This is a genomic window from Acidianus sp. HS-5 (assembly GCF_021655615.1).
Taxonomy (GTDB): domain Archaea; phylum Thermoproteota; class Thermoprotei_A; order Sulfolobales; family Sulfolobaceae; genus Acidianus.
This window is the reverse complement of sequence record NZ_AP025245.1, coordinates 479,299-494,867: the sequence shown is the minus strand read 5'-3', so window position 1 is coordinate 494,867 and position 15,569 is coordinate 479,299. Positions and strand designations below refer to the sequence as shown.

15 protein-coding genes are annotated in these 15,569 nt (G+C 39.8%); 7 read left to right on the top strand and 8 right to left on the bottom strand.

From position 1 onward, the window contains the following. Window positions 1–21: 21 nt before the first annotated feature. Window positions 22–756, bottom strand: a complete 735-nt coding sequence (locus HS5_RS02555) for an enoyl-CoA hydratase/isomerase family protein (RefSeq protein WP_236752527.1) — start codon at window positions 754–756, stop codon at window positions 22–24. A gap of 5 nt (window positions 757–761) precedes the next feature. After that, window positions 762–1,295, bottom strand: a complete 534-nt coding sequence (locus tag HS5_RS02550; protein ID WP_236752526.1) for a methyltransferase domain-containing protein — start codon at window positions 1,293–1,295, stop codon at window positions 762–764. 113 nt (window positions 1,296–1,408) lie between these two features. Between HS5_RS02550 and HS5_RS02545 the strand changes: the two genes are divergently transcribed. From HS5_RS02545 to HS5_RS02535, 3 genes are read left to right on the top strand one after another with little or no spacing between them, the layout of a single operon-like run. Beyond that, entirely contained in the window at window positions 1,409–2,299 is an 891-nt protein-coding gene (locus HS5_RS02545; RefSeq protein WP_236752525.1) for a C2H2 type zinc finger domain-containing protein, read from the top strand. Continuing rightward, window positions 2,296–2,616, top strand: a complete 321-nt coding sequence (locus HS5_RS02540; RefSeq protein WP_236752524.1) for a TA0938 family protein — start codon at window positions 2,296–2,298, stop codon at window positions 2,614–2,616. The genes HS5_RS02545 and HS5_RS02540 overlap by 4 nt, the downstream gene beginning before the upstream one ends. 18 nt (window positions 2,617–2,634) lie before the next feature. Further along, on the top strand, window positions 2,635–3,060 hold the full coding sequence (locus HS5_RS02535; RefSeq protein WP_236752523.1) for a hypothetical protein: 426 nt from the start codon (window positions 2,635–2,637) through the stop codon (window positions 3,058–3,060). 53 nt (window positions 3,061–3,113) lie between these two features. On the opposite strand, the gene HS5_RS02530 is transcribed toward HS5_RS02535, so the two are convergent. The 5 genes from HS5_RS02530 to HS5_RS02510 all read right to left on the bottom strand — a co-directional run bounded on the left by HS5_RS02530 (window position 3,114) and on the right by HS5_RS02510 (window position 7,567). Continuing rightward, window positions 3,114–3,539, bottom strand: a complete 426-nt coding sequence (locus tag HS5_RS02530; protein ID WP_236752522.1) for a Zn-ribbon domain-containing OB-fold protein — start codon at window positions 3,537–3,539, stop codon at window positions 3,114–3,116. Next, window positions 3,540–4,037: a Zn-ribbon domain-containing OB-fold protein gene (locus HS5_RS02525; RefSeq protein ID WP_236752521.1), complete on the bottom strand. Its 498-nt coding sequence runs from the start codon at window positions 4,035–4,037 to the stop codon at window positions 3,540–3,542. A gap of 11 nt (window positions 4,038–4,048) precedes the next feature. After that, entirely contained in the window at window positions 4,049–5,227 is a 1,179-nt protein-coding gene (locus HS5_RS02520; protein WP_236752520.1) for a thiolase domain-containing protein, read from the bottom strand. Continuing rightward, window positions 5,224–6,354, bottom strand: coding sequence for a thiolase domain-containing protein (locus tag HS5_RS02515; protein ID WP_236752518.1), 1,131 nt, complete (start codon window positions 6,352–6,354; stop codon window positions 5,224–5,226). The genes HS5_RS02520 and HS5_RS02515 overlap by 4 nt, the downstream gene beginning before the upstream one ends. A 97-nt stretch (window positions 6,355–6,451) precedes the next feature. Then, window positions 6,452–7,567 carry an acyl-CoA dehydrogenase gene (locus HS5_RS02510; RefSeq protein WP_236752516.1) on the bottom strand — a complete coding sequence of 372 codons (1,116 nt, stop codon included), beginning with the start codon at window positions 7,565–7,567 and terminating at the stop codon, window positions 6,452–6,454. 84 nt (window positions 7,568–7,651) lie between these two features. Between HS5_RS02510 and HS5_RS02505 the strand changes: the two genes are divergently transcribed. Both HS5_RS02505 and HS5_RS02500 read left to right on the top strand, forming a co-directional pair. After that, window positions 7,652–9,517: an AMP-binding protein gene (locus HS5_RS02505; RefSeq protein ID WP_236752514.1), complete on the top strand. Its 1,866-nt coding sequence runs from the start codon at window positions 7,652–7,654 to the stop codon at window positions 9,515–9,517. Window positions 9,518–9,563: 46 nt separating this feature from the next. Continuing rightward, entirely contained in the window at window positions 9,564–10,028 is a 465-nt protein-coding gene (locus tag HS5_RS02500) for a peroxiredoxin (RefSeq protein WP_236752512.1), read from the top strand. Between the two features lie 28 nt (window positions 10,029–10,056). On the opposite strand, the gene HS5_RS02495 is transcribed toward HS5_RS02500, so the two are convergent. Continuing rightward, a complete protein-coding gene (locus HS5_RS02495) occupies window positions 10,057–11,883 on the bottom strand; it encodes an AMP-binding protein (protein ID WP_236752511.1) in 1,827 nt (608 codons plus the stop codon). A gap of 262 nt (window positions 11,884–12,145) precedes the next feature. Between HS5_RS02495 and HS5_RS02490 the strand changes: the two genes are divergently transcribed. Continuing rightward, the gene (locus HS5_RS02490; protein WP_236752509.1) at window positions 12,146–13,324 is read left to right on the top strand and encodes an acyl-CoA dehydrogenase family protein; all 1,179 of its coding nucleotides are present in this window, start codon (window positions 12,146–12,148) and stop codon (window positions 13,322–13,324) included. Further along, window positions 13,321–15,543 carry a xanthine dehydrogenase family protein molybdopterin-binding subunit gene (locus HS5_RS02485; protein WP_256445560.1) on the top strand — a complete coding sequence of 741 codons (2,223 nt, stop codon included), beginning with the start codon at window positions 13,321–13,323 and terminating at the stop codon, window positions 15,541–15,543. The genes HS5_RS02490 and HS5_RS02485 overlap by 4 nt, the downstream gene beginning before the upstream one ends. Window positions 15,544–15,569 lie beyond the last annotated feature (26 nt).

Sequence of the window (15,569 nt, the reverse complement as noted above, 5' to 3'; positions counted from 1 at the left end):
AATAACTTTACTTATAAAACTTTAGGAAGCATGTTTATAAATGAAATCGCTCATTCTATCCTTTGCTGAAGAAGTTAAGCACAAAATCGAAAGCTCTTTAACTGCTTTCTCTATCATCTTCAAATCCAACCTTGTCCAACTCTTCATAGACCTAACTGCATCTTGATCTAACTGAGAAATCATTTTAATTACTGCATTAAGCTGTTCCATTAATTTCTCCTTAGGAACTACGTAATCCACAAGTCCTATTTCTTTAGCTTCCATTGCGTTTATTGCCTCAGCTGTAAATAGGAGCCTTGTAATTTTCCTTCCCAGTGCTTTATAACCTATAGCGCAAGCCATGGGAGGAATAAGGCCCAGCTTCCCCTCAGAGATGGAAAAGACGGCGTCTTCAGATGATACGACTATGTCTGAAAGGAGTAGTATTTCACAGCCTCCCCCATAAGCCAGACCATTTACCAGAGCAATTACGGGTTTTTTAACTTCTATTAAAGCCTCTACTGCAGAGTACAAAGTATTAAAGAACTTTTCAGCCTCATCAGCGCTGGAGAGTCCTTCCATTGCATATATATCATCTCCTGCAGAGAAAGCCCTTCCCTTTCCGGTTATGACTATAGCTATTGACGAATCTTCATCAGCCTTCCTCAATGAATCCCTTAATTCCGCCCAGCTCTCCATATCTAGAGCATTAAGCTTATCTTCTCTATTAAGAATTATCCAAGAATTGATTCCATCATTCTTGTAGATTACCTTCATTTTTATCACCTCTTGTGCAATACAACCCAAGCGTGAAACTTCGAAGATCCTTTTCTCTCTATATAATTGAAAAGGGAAAAGAATTCTCCTGCTGAAAGGGATCTTGGATCGGATCCCCTGCCGATCCTTATTGTAACAAATGCCTTTCCTCCGGGTTTAAGTACTCTCTCTATCTCTTCCGCTGATTCCTTATGAAGTACAGTGCAACATAGAACATCTTTTGAAAGTAAAAAGTCGATAGAGTTTGAGGGAATGAAGTTTATGTTTCTGGATACGAAACTCTTGACGTTATTTATGCCTTTCTTTCTTAACTTGTCTTCGAGAACTTTTATCGATTTTGCGTTAGAATCAACAGCGTAAACTAAGCCTTTCTCTCCTACTAGGTGTGATAAAGGTATTGTATAAAATCCTGGACCGCATCCGTGGTCTACTACTATCATTCCTCTTTTTACGAAAGGTGTTAGGATTTTATAAGGATTCTCAAAAAGTTTTCTGAGAGGAAAGGATAAAACTAGAGGAGGGACGTGTCTGTCTTCCATAATTATATTTTTGGTTCTAACGTAATTAAACTTTCCAAGTGTTGTTTCAATGATTTTTAAAGTTAGGAAATTTATGAATAAAAACTTATATTTTTAATAATTAAGTAAAACTTATGCCCATTTGTCCCGTATGCGAATATAGATCCACGGAATGGAAGGAAGTAGCTGGCCACTTATATTCATTGACGAGAAAAAGTGACGCGACCCACGTAATGTGGTTAAATAGGAACTTAACCATAAAAGAAGTAGATGTTGAGAAGCTTTCGGAAATGCTAGAGGAATTCTTCAGCATAAGAGGTGAGTTAAGTTCCTGGATAAGGGAAAAGTTTATCCAAAAGTTTTACGGTGAGAATCCTCATCCTTTCATTTTAGCAATGCAGAAACCTAATAGGGCTGTACTTTTAGGTTACGTAATAGAGCATCAGCACTTCCTTAAGAATTGGGTTAAGGTGCTATCTGAAATAATCTTCAAAACAGATGAGGATGATGTAGTAAAATATGAATTAGATAACATAAATGTAGAATATTTTGGTTACAATGGTAAGCCTTCACATTACGAACTCCTGCTAAGGATGGGGGAAAGCTTAGGTATGCCGAGGAAAGAAATATTGGGTTATTCCCCATTACCGTCTACTAAGACTGCAATAAATACTTGGAGGAGGATAGCAATTGAAAGGGATTGGGTAGAAACACTTGCGGCAATGCACAGCCTAGAGCTGGTAGCCGATAAAACACTAAGAAAATACGGTGCAAAAATGCATTATTTCAATGAAGCAATACTGACTTCTAACGACTATCCTCAAGAGGTTAAGGACTTTTTAAGGGAAGGATATGAAGCGGATCAAAGCCATGCAGGTGAAGCCCTAACGCTTGTAGATAAATACTCCAAAGATGAGGAGAGGGTACAAGTTACAGTACTCAGATCTTTCGACGCTTTCGCAAAGTATTTAACCGCAAGATTAGAAAGAGCAATGGAATTTGATAGTAAGGTGATATTACAATGAAAATCCAGGTTAATGGAAGTAAAGCAGGAGATAAGGAAAGTGGCTGTGCATTATGCGGAGCTACTTGGGGAGATTATTACGAGGAAATAGACGGCGAAAGGTTATTCTTCTGCTGTGACGTCTGTGCTACTGAGTTTAAAAATATGCTAAAGGAAGTTAAAAATAGGACCGGATGGAAGAAGATTGATGAAATTACAATTAATGGAAATTTCTATAAGGGTAGGACATGTATTGCAAAAAGTGGCGGAAATGAGTTCAAATTTTACGTTAGATTTAACGACAACGCTGAAGTAGAGACATTTAAAGTAACGGACTGAAATTTTCGGTGTTTTAAAGTGTGGAAGCATATAAACGGTTGGGATAAATGTAGGGATTGTTGGTTTGCCTACGAGAATGGTGTCCAACACGTAAATTCTCTGCATTGTTATAAACTGGGAATCCCTATATCATCACTTAACGTTCCCGTTGGGGATTTCATTGACAAAATAAAGGACTATGTTGCAAAGTACGGTTTCTTTCCATTCCCCGTAAGTTTACTATCAAAGGGGGTAATAATTCTGTACTTTAATAGTAAGGAAGAGATGATGAGAGCAATTAAAGAACTACAGAATTATGTTAAAGAGCCTAACAGTAGAGAGAAATTCTTCTTTAACACATTCGTTAACGTGAACTGGATAGGAGGATTTAATTATAGAAGAGGTTGCCCTGAATACGATAAGAAATTCGGTGATTGGAGGAAGTGGCCAAGCAGTACGCCATAAATTTCCTCATGTATACCTTGAACTAGAAAATAAAAAAGCAAGTTTTTCTTTAGTTATTCTACCATCACTCTTAATGGCCAGTCAAAGTTTGTTATCCTTACTTTTGCACCAATCCTAACGTTACCTTCTGCATAGCACAGTAGTCCTCCTACAGTATTTGGAAACCTAATTAACGCTATGTAAACCGGCTTCTCCAACACATGTCCTTCATCGTCCTTATAAATTACGGTATAAGAATCTACGTATGCAGAGCCCTTATCAACTTCAACGTAGTTATCGATCTTAACGAAGCAATCCTCACAGTAAAACCTAGCGGGAACGTAAACCTTACCGCACTTTGAACACTTACTACCTACAATCTTACCTTGCTTTAATCCATTGAAGAACTCCTCTCCTGCAGGACCAACAGTATACTCGTACCTTTCAGTCTCCATTACGTCGTTCCATTTAATTTCCTTTACGGACTTATCCCAGGACATTTAGATCACCTTAAAGCATTGTATATCCTCTATACTGCTCTTCCTTTCTTCCTTTGACTTCCAAACTGCCTTAACCCTTTTACCTATTATGCTCATATTTTTCACTTCCTCATAAGAAGTGCATATCCTGTGGAATATTCCAGGATATACGAAGTCCCTCTCGTCTGAAGGCAATAACCTAATAACGCCAACTATTTCCGGCTCTTCTAACCTCTCCCTAGTCCAGCTTATGAAGCTGGCAACAGCCGTCATTACTATTCCTTCATCCTTAACTTCCACCCATTCATCTGTAGGTCTGAAGCACTCATCGCAGTACATTTTAGGTGGGACGTATATTTTACCGCATTTATTGCATCTCCTACCGTATATTTTACCTTCTTTAAATCCGAGAAGATATTTACTCTGTGCTTGCCCTGCAGTATATGAATACTTTGCATTTGGCTTATAAGAGATTGTTACGTGTTTATCCAGTTCGTTCTCTTTTAAAGGTGTGACCAATTTGCTCACCTCTAATTACGTAAAACTATAACCGTGCCAGCCTGCATTAAGTCACCCCAGGACTGGGCAACTCCAGTATGAACCGGTTTCTTAACCTGCATCTTCCCTGCAGTTCCTTTCAACTGCCAATAAATGCTGGCGACTTTCATTAAGCCCGCTGCGGCTATAGGATTTCCTACTCCCAATAGACCTCCGCTGGGACTGCTGGGAATATCTCCATCTATGTCAAAGATCCCTTCCTTCAAAAGCGTAGGTGCCTCTCCTCTTTTAGCTAGTTGCAATGCCTCCAAGTGGTGCAATTCCTTGTAATCGAAAGGATCGTAAGGCTCAACTACGTCAATTTCCTTATTAGGCCTCTCTATGCCGGCCATCTTATAAGCCATCCTTGCAGCAAACTCAACATACCTAGCATAAGATAAATCCCTAGCAGGCCATTCAGTGTTGTCCAGAGTCCAACCTACTCCTTCTACCCAAACAGGAGTATCAGTATATCTTCTGGCTACGTCCTCAGAGGCTAGAACTATTGCAGCTCCTCCGTCACTTACTGGACTGACGTCTAAAAGTTGAACAGGCCAGACTAGGACTTCGCTGTTCAAAACGTCGTCTACAGTTATGTTAGACCCTAACTGTGCATAAGGATTGTTCATAGCATTTCTCTTATTTTTAACTGAGACCAGAGCAATTTCCTCCTTCTTTATCCCGTATTTAGCCATATATCTGTGCATCTCCATTGCAAATATCCATATTAAGTTCGGATTGAGGGGTTTTTCCAAAATTGGATCCCATATGTATTTGAACACCGACTGAGGATGGGGCCTTGCTGGGCTCATTTTCTCTTCTGCTACAGCTAAAACTTTCTGACACATCCCGCTGGCAACGTGGTACCAACCAGCTATTGCAGTCATAACTCCCGTAGCACCTCCTACGTATACTCTACTTACTGGCTTTCCTATCCCTCCAGAGCCGTGGGACAAGTATTCCCCCTTTAAGTGTACACCGTCAAACGCATCTGGGGCACTGCCTATTACTATGCAGTCTATGTCCTTTAATTCTAATCCTGCTTCATCTAAAGCTTTCCTTGACGCTTCCCATGCTATTTCCTGAGGAGTCTCCAGTAACCTCCTCCTAAACAGGGTTAACCCTGCCCCTACTATTGCTACCCTTTTATTTAAGTACATATTTACCTTCATGGCTTTTCCACCACCACAACCGAACCCGTAAATGTGGGAACTCCCCTCCAAGAACCAACTAATGCCCTTTCTATTTTTCCTTGTTTAATGTAGTCTATTGCGTCCAAAAGTAATGAAAATCCGGAAGCTTCCAGTGGGACTCCTTTAGCTAAATGCCCTCCCAATGGGTTTACCGGGATTTCTCCTTGAGGTGAGAAGTTCCCTTCATTTAAATCCCTTGAAGGGTCTTCTGAAATCTTTAAGCCTTCCAGATGTTGCAGTTCTTTATAGCTGTACCTATCGTCAACGAAGACTGCGTCAAAATACCTCCTGGGTGAAGTAACGTTTGCCATTTTATATGCGAGGTCTGAGGCAATCCTCATGTAGTTAGCCTTACCCAGTTCTGAAGTCTCCAAGTTTGCAGAGTCTGTAGCGTAAGCTATTCCTTTAACCAGAACATAATCGTCTTTTTTCAGCTTTTTTGCCACTTCTTCTGTTGATACTATCATTACTATTGCCCCGTCAACTAATGGAGCTATGTCAAGTTCAGTTAAAGGGTATACTACGTAGTCCTTGTCAATTACGTCCTGATAAGATATTTTGCTTGCATACGAAGCTCTAGGAGAAGAGAGTCCTGCAACTTTGTTCTTCTCTACTACCATTGCTAGGTCTTCTCTAGATACTTTCTTTCTCTCCATGAACTTCACTGCGTCTAACCCTGCAATGAAGTGGAGGTTTTGAGGGTTTATTGACCTAACGTAAACTGGGTCCATGGATAGCTTTACTATATCGCTGTAGGTCAATATATCGCTTACCTTTGAATGTGCTTCTACAGCTACTACATCAGCTACTCCAGAATTTATGTGCATAAATGCGTGTGCTAGCCCTTGTAGTGAATCTCCTGCTACTGTCATTGTAGGTCTCAACGCTCCGCCTATTTGGTCCGGTGCAAATTCATCGCTTATTGATATTCCTTCCCAAAAATCTTCCTGACATGAGATGAAAGAGTCTACGTCATTCCTTGGGTTTACGCCTGCATCCTGATAAGCTCTTGTTGCTGCCTCAAAAACCATTTCTCTAAAAGATACTTCTGGGGTTGATGGTCTAAAGCCGTACCACCCTGTACCTATAATTGCTATTTGGTTCAAAATATCCCCCTGCTTAATTTTACCTCTCCTAATTTATTAAAGCTTTCTAACTTTTGATATATTATTAACATTATAATAAACATAATATTTATAAAATTTAATCTAATATAGGAATACCGTATTTCTCAGAGTATTTTGATATAATATGCCTCTGCACTTCGTCACTACCTTCACCTATCCTCATTAACCTTATATCCCTGAAAATCCTTTCTACCACAGTTCCCTTCGCATAACCTAACCCTCCGAAAATTTGGAGGGACGAGTCTATCACTTCTTGAGCTATGTTTGCTGATAACAGTTTTAACATGGAAACGAAAACTCCTTTATCCTTAGAATTCTCATCAAACTTCCTACTAACTTCCTTTGTCAAAGCCTTTATTGAGTTGATTTTAGCTATCGAGTCTGCAAAATACCACCTTAGCCCTTGAAAGCTGTATAATTTGTTTCCAAAAGCAGTCCTAGAGTTTGCCCAGCTAAAGGCTTCCTCCAGCGCCCTCTCAGCTAAACCGATTGCAATACCGGATATTGCCAACCTGCCTACTTCCAATACTGAATTGACCATTTTCCAGCCGTTATTTACCTCGCCTACTACGTTTTCCTCCGTGACTTCACATTCGTGAAATATAACCTCAGCTGTCCCAGTACCCCTATTTCCCATTACTTCTATCTTATGAGTTTCCACGCAATTACTCCTTGGGACTATAAAGACAGATAAGTCAGTTCTTGAATTCCCAGTCTTTGCTACAGTAACAAATACGTCTGCGTAAAGTCCTTGAGTTATCCACATTTTATGTCCATTCACTATCCACGATCCCTTCTTCTCTGCCCTAGTACTCATTGAACCTATGTCGCTTCCTCCGGAGGGCTCTGTTAGCGCAAAGCTCCCTATAATCTCTCCTTTACTCATCGGTTCAAGGAATTCCTTTTTCTGGCTTTCATTACCGTAAAGCCTTATCATCTCTCCTGCCAGCTCTCCTTGGGCGTCTGCAATTAAAGCCAATGAACCACTTACTTTCGCAATTTCCTCAAGTGTGGTAAACATGTCATAGTGGGACAAATTACTGTAAATCGGGATTAGGTAACCTAACTCTCCTAATTGCATTACTGTGTTTCTGGGGTAAAAATCTTCTTTATCTATTTTCCCCGCAATGCCCTCTACTTCCCTCTTTAAGAATTCCCTTAATGATTTGGTTATGAGATCTATTTCACTCATATGTTTACTTAATTTCTTATGTTTTTAAAATCACTTATCAATGAAAACTAAAGTATATAAATTAGTTAAATAAAAATTCTAATGATGAGCTGGAAAATTTATTCCTTAGATCAAATTAGGTCAATGGCTAAATCAGCAGTTGAAAACCCAAGCGTTTTCTGGAAGGATAAGGCTAATTACATTAGCTGGTTTAGAAAACCTGAGGAAATTATAGAAGGTAATCCTCCAAAGGACAAGTGGTTCGTCGGAGGAATTACAAACATCTCATATAACGCAGTAGATAGACACTTACCTGAGTTGAGGAATAAGGTAGCTTTCTATTGGGTAAATGAGAACCTTGATTCTAAGAAAGTTACTTATTACGATTTATACCAAGAAGTTAATAAAGCATCATACGTTTTAAGTCAGCTAGGTGTAAAGAAGGGAGACGTAGTATCTCTTTTAATGCCTAGCATTCCTGAGGCTGTGTACTTCTCCTTAGCGGTACACAGACTTGGTGCAGTATTAGCAATTCATTACGTAGGCTTGAGTGAAGAGACTCTTTCTTATAGGTTCAACGACTGTAATTCAAAGGTCTTGGTAGTAGCTTCAAAGGCTTTTAGGAACGGCAATGAAATAAGGATTAAGGATTTCGTAGACAAAGTTCTGGACTTCCATTCAACTCCCTTAAGGAAAGTTCTGGTTATATCAAGGGGATTTTCTGACTTTAACGTTATAGGACACAGAGACGTTGCTTATGAGGATGTTAAACCTAAAGGTAAAGTTTTCATAAAACCGGAGGAAGTAGAAGCCAATGAGCCTGCTACAATTTATTACACTTCAGGAACTACCGGGAGACCTAAGGGTTTATACCATACTAACGGGGGTTACGTTATAGCTTTAAATTGGGCTTTCCGAGCATTGTTTAACCCTACTGAAAACGACACTTGGTGGACCATTTCAGAATTAGGATGGCCAGTATGGCCAATGGCTAACTTATACGTGATTCCGATAATGGGATTAACAGGAGTCTTATTTGAGGGGTACATTGCCAACAAGAGGGACTTATTTTCAAGAATTATTGAGAAATTTAACGTCAGCCTTGTGTGGAGTTCGACTACGACTCTTTACACTTTAAAGAGCTTAGGAGAAGAGTCAGTGAAGGGAAATACGTCCAGTTTGAGGGAAATACTTAATACCGGAGAACCACTTAACATAGGAGCATGGAATTGGTTAAATGAAAACTTACCTAACGTTAGGATAGCTGATGCCTACTGGATGACTGAGCACTTATGCCCAATTGCCGGTACTCCTTACGGCTTAGGAGAAATTCCTTATAAGCCTGGATCTGCCGGAATACAGTTTCCTAGCTCTTATTTCCTAGTAGTTGACGATGAAGGCAAACAATTACCTCCTAAGCAAAAGGGATACATTGTGTTAAAGCCTTTAAACCCTGCAGAGGCTAAGATGTGGAACGATCCTAATCACGAGAAACTTATTGAGAAGTACTGGTCAAGGTTCCCAGGCTATTTTTACACCGGTGATTACGGTTACGTAGACGAAGAAGGTTACCTTTACGTACTAGGTAGAGCAGATGACGTAATTAAGTCCGAAACGGAGAGGATAGGGACTTTGGAAGTTGAGAGCGTAATAGTTTCACACCCTCAAGTAGCTGAGGCAGCAGTAATAGGACAAGGGAGTAATATTGTAGCATTCGTAGTTCCAAAGCAAGGAGTTGAGCCAGGAGACGAACTGAGGAATGACATTAAGAACTATTGCAGGAACGCAGGATACATTGTAAATAGGATAGTGTTCATTAAGAAGTTGCCTAAAACCAAGAGCGGGAAAATTATGAGGAGGCTGTTAAAGGCTGTAGTCAACGATGAGAATCCGGGAGATATTTCTACCTTAGATGACGCGAAAATATTGGAGGAACTTAAAGAAGAGCTAAAGAAGAGCCCATTCGAATAATCTTATTCTTAATTAACTTTTTTAATTTAGAAAGATATATCTATTTATGGTAAAAGTTGGAAATAAGGCACCTATATTTGAAGGAGTGACAGACAACGGGGATAAAATATCCCTTGAAGATTTCTTAGGAAAGAGTAATATTGTGCTCTATTTTTATCCTAAGGATGATACTCCAGGGTGTACTAGAGAAGCTTGCGCGTTTAGGGACAACTGGGATTTGCTTAAGGATTATGACGTAGTAGTAATAGGAGTAAGTTCAGACAACGTAGAGTCTCACAAGAGGTTTAAGGAGAAATACAAACTTCCTTTCATTTTAATTAGTGACCCAGACCAGAGGATAAGGGAGTTATACGGCGCTAAAGGTTTCATATTACCTGACAGAGTGACTTTCGTAATCGATAAAAAAGGGATTATAAGGCATGTGTATAAATCACAATTAAATCCCGCAAATCACGTCAATGAGGCTTTAAAGACTTTAGAAAAAATAAGGAAAGAAAATCAAGTAATTTAAATAGAAGAACTACTTATTTCTTCTTTTTCTATCTTCTAATTACCTTTTTTATTTCATCCAGTGATGATGGATTCTCAAGGGAAGAAGTGTCCCCTAATGATTTATTTAAGTAAATAGCCCTTATTAACCTGCGCATTATTTTAGCGTTCCTCGTTTTTGGTAGCTCTCCAACTATTTTCACTTCTGACGGTGAAAACGCTTTACCCAACTTTTCTTCAGCGTATTTTAGCAATTCATCTCCGCTTACGTTACCCCTAGGCACTGCAAAACATATAATTTTTTCTCCCTTTACAGGGTCTGGTACTCCAATGCATGCAGATTCCACTACTTCAGGGTGGGAATTTATGACGCTCTCTATTTCTGCAGGACCTACTCTTTTTCCGGAAACTTTTATTGTATCGTCACTTCTACCTACAATGTAAAAATAGCCTTCATTATCTTTGATGGCTAAATCCCCGTGAACCCAAACGTCCTCCCACCTCGACCAATACGTCTCTATGTATCTCTCTGGACTCCTCCAGAAACCTCTGGTCATTCCAGGCCACACGCTCAGAATAACGAGCTCTCCTTCCGTATTTGGTGGAGCTTCCTTCCCATCTTCAGTAAATACTGAAGCGTGAATTCCAGGAGACGCACCGTTAAATGATGACGGCTTTATCTTGTTTATCACGTAATTACCAAGGATACCTCCGGAAATCTCAGTCCCTCCAGAATAATTTATAACAGGCTTATTCTCGGAATGAGTAAACAACCAATACCAACTCTCCGGATCTATGGGTTCTCCAGTATTTCCAGTAAGCCTAACGTCTAACTTTATGCTATTATCCGTACTCCTCAATAATCTAACTAAGCTTGCTGAAAGCCCTAAAATATCGACTTTCATATCCTCTATATACTTGGATATAACTCTCCCGTCCGTATAGCCTTCAATCATCCCCATCTTACCTTTTAGCAGAAGGGCACCGAACAGGTTCCAAGGTCCCATCATCCAGCCCATGTCTGAAATCCACATAAGCGTTTCACCTTTCTTCATGTCAAACTGGAAATATATATCAGCAGAAGACTTTATCGGAAAGCCGTCGTGAGTATGAACGCAACCCTTAGGTTTTCCTGTAGTACCAGAAGTATATATTATCATCATAGGATCTTCGGAATCTGTATGTTCTAGCCCGTCTCCCCCAGTCCTTATGACGTCTTTATAATCGTGGAAATCTCCCTTTATTCCAGAACGGTTCAGCACTACTTTATCAGCATTAATTCCTTCAAGATTGCTAAGCATGTCCACTTCCTTGCCTTTTCTAATACTCTTATCTACAGTAAATATTACCTTTGCCTCGCTGTCCTCTACTCTAACTCTTATAGGCTCCGGTCCAAATCCTGAGAATAGAGGAACAATTACCATACCAGCCCTTATAACGCCCAACATTACTGAAACAATTTCCGGAATCATTGGCATGTATATCGCAACTCTATCCCCCTTCTTTAGTCCAATCTTCTTCAGCCAGCTGGAGATTGCCTTTGCCTCGCTAAGTACTTCACTGTAAGTTACTTTCCTAGAATTTAGATTTTCATCCATCCATTTTATGAATACTTCGGAGCTTTCTGGAATTTGGTCTCCTATGTTTAACTTACCTCCTACAAACCACTTTGCCCATTGTTTTCCGTCTGAAAGATCTAGGATTCTCTCATGCTTTTTATAAAATTTCAAATTAATTAAATCTACGAACTCTTCCCAGAATTTATAGTTTTCATAAGTATATTTTATGAATTGATCTAAGTTAGCAAGCCCTTTGTTTGTCATGAACGCGTAAACGTTACTGTTCTCGACCCATTCATTATCCGGTTCGAAAGTCATAATATCTATTTCTCTTAATATCTAAAAAACTTTGAGTTACGTCTTCAGATGCGCTTAAATTATACAATTCTCTTTTAAAATGTAGTAAGCCAATCACTATTTAACAAAATAAATTTTCTGAAATCAAAATTTACTTACAAAAGTTATAACCATTGATATTATAGAAGAGGTTCAATCTGTTATTTACTAATTATATACTTTATTTTATAAATAGAGCAGGTAATCTAATAAACTTAAAATAACCGGATTACGATATTATCATATGGTATTTCCATTTAATAGCATCGAGGAATTTAAGGTAAACATAACCCAGGACCACGAGATATTTAGGAATGCAATAAGGGAATTCTGCGATAGAGAAGTTTCACCTCTAGTTGAGAAGGGAGAAAGAGAAAAGGACATACCGCAAGAATTAAAAATTAAGGCTAGAGAAATAGGCCTCTACGGCCTCGATGTCCCTACTGAATACGGAGGACAAGGGGGAGATTACTTGTATAACATAATAGCCTCCGAAGAAATTAGCAGGGTATGGTCATCATTTGCTACTTTCTTCCTAATCAATTGGATGTTCACCCACGCAATACTTACTTTCGGAAATGAGGAGCAGAAAAAGAATTATGTCACAGAAGTAGCTAAAGGAGAGAAAATTGCAGCGTTCGCTAACACTGAGCCGAACGCAGGAACTGACGTTGCAGGGATACAGACTACTGCAAAAAAAGTCAACGATCACTTCGTAATTAATGGAAAGAAAATATTCATAACAAACGGAGATATAGCTGACTATTACTTAGTTACTGCAAGGACTTCTGCAGGAAACCCTAGGTGGAAAGGAATATCCATGTTTATTATAGAGAAGGACAACGTAAAAGTAGAAGGAAGGATAGGAACTACGGGATTAAAAGCATCTCACACTGCTGAAATATCTTTCAATGAAGCTAAAGTTCCTGCAGAAAACTTACTGGGAGAAGAAGGCATGGGATTCAAGTATGCAGTATCTTCCTTTGACTACGCAAGGACCTTAGTCTCAGCGCAAGCAGTAGGAATCGGTCAAGCTGCTTTAGAGAAGATGATAGAATACTCAATCCAGAGGAACTCCTTCGGACAGAAAATAGCCTCATTCCAAAACGTCCAACAACACATTTCAGAATCGTTGGCAGATCTTTACACTTCTAGGCTAATAACTTACTGGGCGGGAAACTTAAAAGGAGAGGATTACGTAGTTGTAGCCTCACTTGCCAAGTTCTTCTCAACTGAGGCAGTAGAAAGGATAGTACTGAGGGCAATGAGAGTTTTCGGCGGTTACGGAGTAGCTGAGGCTACTGGTTTGGAAAGGATGCTTAGAGATCTACAAATATTGAAGACTTACGAAGGAACTAACGACATTCAGAGGCTTTCTGCAGCGAAGTTCTTAATAAGGAAAAAGTTGGGTGTAGAAATTTGAGGAGGGTAGAGGATCCAAAGTTTCTGACCGGCAAAGGGAAATTCGTCGATGACATTCAACTGCCTGGAATGCTTTACTTAGGAGTTATTAGGTCACAATACGCAAGGGCTAAATTTTACGTAAAAAGCTCTGAGAATGTAATAACCCAAGAGGAAGTAATGGACTTGACAAACCCTTTACCGAATTTCTTCGCTCCTAAAGCGCCTAAGGAATATCCTTTAGCTTATAAGGAAGCAAGATATGTGGGAGAACCTATAGCGTTGGTCACGGCAAGGGATAGGTATGAAGTAGAAGATGCAGAAGAATACGTTGAATACGAACCTCTCCCACCTATCGTAGATCCGATAAAGGCAATGGAAGATAAGGAGTTAGTTCACGAGGACTTCGGGACAAATATTGCATACGACGACGCTTTCGTATATGGAGATGAACCCAATGATTACGAATATTTGGAAAAGACTTTTCGAATCAATAGAATATGCCCTTCACCTATTGAAACAAACGGAGTCATTGCAGACTACTCTCCTGCGGAAAACTCTCTAACAGTTTATGCAAATACTCAAGTACCTCAAGTCTTCAGAACTGCATTAAGCATAGTCTTCAACATACCTAGGAGTAAAATTAGGATAATAGTTCCTGACAGCGGAGGAGGTTTCGGAGGGAAGATATTCTTAAAGCCATTAGTCCTTGCTTCCCTAGCTTCAATTGTAACAAAAAGACCGGTAAAATACATAGAGACGAGGACTGAAAATATAATGACAGTGCAAGGCCCAGACAGGATTTACAAAGCAAGGATATTGTATAAGGGAGATAAACTGCTAGGAATGGACGTGTTTCAAATAGAGGATTTCGGAGCTTATCTCCACACCTACCAACCCTTGCCAATATTAAGGCAAATTTACCACCTCACCGGAGCTTACGACATGAAGTTCTTGAGGTTTAAAGTAAAAGGAGTGCTCACTAACAAGCCCCCTACCGGTCCTTACAGAGGTCTTGGAATTCCTCCGGCAGTCTTAGTCTTAGAAAACCTAGTAAGCTCAGTTGCAAGGAAGCTCGGCATAGGGCAAGACGAAATTAGGTATAAAAATTTCATAAAGTCAACTCCTTTTACCACGATAACCGGTGCTGTTTACGACAGTGGGGATTACACTAATAGCTTGAGACTTTTGATGAAGGAGATAAAGCAGGGAGGAAGAGGTCTTGGAATAGCTTTCGCACTTGAACCCGGTTCTTCCCTAGCGTTTCAAAGTCTTGTAGGTAAGGGAAGAACTCCGTATTATGAAGGAGTCTACATTAAGATGGACAGCGGTGGAGAAGTGACTGTAGTAGTTAGCACGAACTCCATGGGTACAGGTCATGAGACTTCCATAGCCCAGGTTGTGTCAGAAGATTTAGGTATACCTCCAGAAAACGTAAGGGTAGTATTGGGAGATACTGACGGTCCTCCAGGAACCGGATTTTACGGTAGTAGGTTTTCTGTAGTTACGATATCGGCAGTTTATGGGGCATTACAGAAGTTGAAGGAAAAAATAAGGGAATTAACTGCAAAGGCATTTAACGTTGAAAAGGATGAAGTTAGCATAGAGAAGGGAATAGTTAAAGTAAACGGAAAACAGTATAAAATAGGAGAAATTGCAAACATTATATATAATAAGGTAATAATTGACGGCGACATAGGGTTAGAGACTTCATACGTCATGAAATCCCCTAACGTTAACGTTGCAGACGATAAAAGGAGAGTCAATTTTTCCTCAACTTACGGGGTTAACGCTCATGCAGTGAGGATTAAGGTAGAGGATACGGGAGAAGTTAAGGTGCTGGACTACGTCGTTTTGAGCGACTGCGGTAACATGATAAATCCCGTAATTGTAGACGGTCAAATAATGGGCGGGACTATAATGGGCGTTGGGGCGTCTTTAATGGAGGGAGTTAAATACGACGAGAACGGAAATCCTTTACAGATTAACTTTTCAGACTATCTAATACCTTCAATCTTAGAGTCTCCAAGACTGAGGATCTTCCACACGGAAACTCCTTCTCCTTTTACTCCTCTTGGGACTAAGGGAGTTGCAGAGGGGGGTGCCACAGTGCCTGTTGCTGCTATAGTTAACGCAATAGAGGACTACTTCAACGTTAATCTTGACTACATAGAAGTTCCCATAACTCCAGAGTTCATCATGGAAGTAATGAAAAAGACTCTCGACAGACCTACTTACTGAGCGCATAAATTCTCCATTAAGCTCAA

Bases quoted from the DNA above. Each gene is read 5' to 3' on its own strand.
- HS5_RS02500 (WP_236752512.1), top strand. From the start codon at position 9,564: ATGGTAAAAGTTGGAAATAAGGCACCTATATTTGAAGGAGTGACAGAC.
- HS5_RS02555 (WP_236752527.1), bottom strand. From the start codon at position 756: ATGAAGGTAATCTACAAGAATGATGGAATCAATTCTTGGATAATTCTT.
- HS5_RS02550 (WP_236752526.1), bottom strand. From the start codon at position 1,295: ATGGAAGACAGACACGTCCCTCCTCTAGTTTTATCCTTTCCTCTCAGA.
- HS5_RS02510 (WP_236752516.1), bottom strand. From the start codon at position 7,567: ATGAGTGAAATAGATCTCATAACCAAATCATTAAGGGAATTCTTAAAG.
- HS5_RS02545 (WP_236752525.1), top strand. From the start codon at position 1,409: ATGCCCATTTGTCCCGTATGCGAATATAGATCCACGGAATGGAAGGAA.
- HS5_RS02540 (WP_236752524.1), top strand. From the start codon at position 2,296: ATGAAAATCCAGGTTAATGGAAGTAAAGCAGGAGATAAGGAAAGTGGC.
- HS5_RS02520 (WP_236752520.1), bottom strand. From the start codon at position 5,227: ATGAAGGTAAATATGTACTTAAATAAAAGGGTAGCAATAGTAGGGGCA.
- HS5_RS02490 (WP_236752509.1), top strand. From the start codon at position 12,146: ATGGTATTTCCATTTAATAGCATCGAGGAATTTAAGGTAAACATAACC.
- HS5_RS02530 (WP_236752522.1), bottom strand. From the start codon at position 3,539: ATGTCCTGGGATAAGTCCGTAAAGGAAATTAAATGGAACGACGTAATG.
- HS5_RS02505 (WP_236752514.1), top strand. From the start codon at position 7,652: ATGAGCTGGAAAATTTATTCCTTAGATCAAATTAGGTCAATGGCTAAA.
- HS5_RS02495 (WP_236752511.1), bottom strand. From the start codon at position 11,883: ATGACTTTCGAACCGGATAATGAATGGGTCGAGAACAGTAACGTTTAC.